General features: G+C 43.1%; 2 protein-coding genes and 1 pseudogene. 2 read left to right on the top strand and 1 reads right to left on the bottom strand.

Going from position 1 to position 2,845, the window contains the following annotated elements; translation table 11 throughout:
- The coding region (locus tag DWA01_RS00145; RefSeq protein ID WP_114283615.1) for an aldo/keto reductase at positions 1-835 on the bottom strand (835 nt) is incomplete at its 3' end.
- 447 nt (positions 836-1,282) lie between these two features.
- On the opposite strand from DWA01_RS00145, the pseudogene DWA01_RS00140 reads away from it, so the two are divergent.
- Positions 1,283-2,407: pseudogene (locus tag DWA01_RS00140) on the top strand (Gfo/Idh/MocA family protein).
- 219 nt (positions 2,408-2,626) lie between these two features.
- On the top strand, positions 2,627-2,845 hold a 219-nt coding region (locus tag DWA01_RS00135; protein ID WP_200832461.1), incomplete at its 3' end, for a hypothetical protein.

The raw sequence follows: 2,845 nt of genomic DNA, 5'->3' as shown, positions 1-2,845 counted from the left end.
CACAGGCTTTAGACAACAAGGCGATGCGCTGCAGGTTATTAGTACCTAATACGGGGATGATGTTGGCGGGGTGAGCCAGTAGCCAGGCCACAGCAATGTGATCTGCAGAGCAATTGTAACGCTCGCAAAGAGTCTGGAATAACGGTTTTAATCGGGTCGCCGCTGCGCCGTCGGAAAATAATGCACCGCCAGCTAAGGGGGACCAAGCCATTGGCTGGATATTATCCAATTGCATGTCTACCAAAGTGCCGTCGGTAAAACTTTGGGATTGCAGCAAGCTGATTTCAATTTGATTGACTTGCAGTTTGTGCTGCATGTGTTTTTGCAGTAGACGCCAGTCTGCAGCGCTAAAGTTGGAGACGCCTATCGCTCTCACTTTGCCGCTATCAACTAAGGCATCTAGTGCCGCCCCTGTTGCAGCCGCATCCATAAAAGGATCCGGGCGATGCATCATCAACAAGTCTAGATGGTCGCTGTGTAAGTTAATCAAGCTTTGCTCAACACTAGTGGTAATGTACTGCGCGCTAGTATCGTAGTGTTTTACGCGACGATTCGGGAAATGATCAGAGCTCAGCGCTATATTGCATTTGCTGATCAGTTGCATTTGTTGGCGCAGTTGCGGATTTTTCCCTAGGGCTTTACCGAAAATGGCTTCGCACTGATAGTCTCCATAGATATCTGCGTGGTCAAAACTACTGATCCCCTGTGTGAGACAAGCGTCTATTTTTGCCGTGACATTGGCCACAGAGGTGTCACTATCATCTGCGAGGCGCCAGACACCGTACACTAATCGGGATAATGTTAGATCATTAGCTAGTTTGATAGAGTTAAGCATTTCTTGTCCTTGATACTATCGTTGTTATTTTTATAGTCTTATCTTGTTTAATAACCTTATCAGTGTATTCTTTTTGTGTAAATGAATTATGAATGAATTTTATGAATGAATTTCAAAATACTTTAAATTCTGCTGAATTTTGACTAGCTGATAATTTCAACTGCCTGAGAGAATCATTATTTTGATGAAGATATTGAAATCTAGTAAATAACCAGTCACTAGCAACAATAATCAACGACCGCTATGTATTGCTGTTGAACATTATTAGCTGTCGACAAGACCTTAAAGGCGGGAAATTTATTGTGCGCAGATTTACTAAGGTACTTGCAAACACACAGCGAAAGCTAGGGCTAGCAGACAGGTAACGCTAAGAGTCGCCAGATGCAATAAACTGTGTTAACAGATACGCTATGAGCGTTATATAGATAACTACAAGGATAATAATAAATGACAAAAAGCGTCAAATACGCACTACTTGGCTGCGGCATGATGGGTTTAGAGCATGTGAAAAATATTGCCTTAATTGAAGGTGCACAAGTGGTGGCTGTAGTAGAGCCCAACCTTGAGATGAGAGAGCGGGCTAAGCAGTTATTGGCCGATGTGTCTTTTTATGATGATTTAGCCGCGCTAATTAAACATCCTCAATTAGATGCAATAGTGGTAGTAACGCCTAATTATCAGCACGCTGAGCAATTATTGTATATTTTGCAGCACAGTGATTTAGCGGTATTGATAGAAAAGCCAATAGTGACTGATGTAGCACAAATAGCAGCGATTAAACAAGCTGCTGACGCCCATAGTGCACCTATTTGGGTGGCGATGGAATATCGCTATATGCCTGTTATTAATCAATTTAGACAAAGTGTAGCAGCGGCCGAAATAGGGCCTGTGAAAATGCTGACTATCTGCGAACACCGTTTTCCGTTTTTGTATAAGGTGGGTGATTGGAACCGCTTCAACCAAAATACTGGGGGCACATTGGTAGAGAAATGCTGCCATTTCTTTGATTTGATGCGTTAGCTAAGGGGCAGTGAAGTGGTGCGGGTTTATGCCAGTACTGGGCAAGATGTGAATCATTTAGATGAAAGCTACGCGGGGCAAGCTGCGGATATTATTGATAATGCCTACGTAATATTAGACTTCGCCAATGGTTTAAGGGCGATGTTGGAGTTAAATATGTTTGCAGAGGGCGCCGAGTATCAAGAGCACATCAGTGCCGTGGGTACATCAGCTAAGTTAGAGTGTTTTGTGCCAGGCCCAGGTCGTTTTTGGCCCGTCAAAGAGCTGGGGCCGGCGCCAATTGCCAAGCTGGTCAAATCACCGAGGTTGCCCAAAGGCCCAGTGACTAGCTATGTGGAAGTCGATGCGAAATTGTTAGCAGCGGGGGATCACAACGGATCAACTTACTACCAGCATCTAGGTTTTTATCAGGCAATTGTCGAAGGTGCCGCTGTCGATGTCTCTGTTGATGATGGATTAAAAGCAGTGGTGATAGGTATGGCTGCGCAGCACTCTGCCGCTACTGGCAAAGCGGTAGAATTGACTGAACAAGGTTTTGATTTTATACGCTAAAAGTTTTTTAGCTGAAATTCTTTACCGCTATAGGGGCAAATACAGACAGTAAATCAATAATTCATTCACTATTGATTTACTATTTTGTAGATGCTTGATAAGCTGTTATCAGATCAATAAAAATAATTACTAGGCTTTCGCTATCTTGGGTTCTTGGATGTTATTAACATGTCTAATGGTTAATTCAAGTGCTGAAAATAGCTTATTTGGAGTAACACTATGAGTATATTAATAGATGTGATCGATGAGCAGAAACAAGTCTCAGGGTTGGATTTTCCACTGGTCATTAAGCCACACAACGCGCAAGTAGCAGAAGATAAACAACAATTTGATGATTTGGTCGCACAAAACTACCCTGCGTTAAAACAGCGTTTAGTTAAACATGGAGCCATTTTGTTTCGCGTTTTACCCCTATCTGGCGCCGAGGATTTTGAGCAG

Origin of the sequence: Candidatus Halocynthiibacter alkanivorans (assembly GCF_003333265.1) — a bacterium.
GTDB lineage: Bacteria > Pseudomonadota > Alphaproteobacteria > Rhodobacterales > Rhodobacteraceae > Halocyntiibacter_A > Halocyntiibacter_A alkanivorans.
The sequence above is the reverse complement of the archived record's forward strand: the minus strand, read 5'-3'. Positions and strand labels throughout refer to the sequence as shown.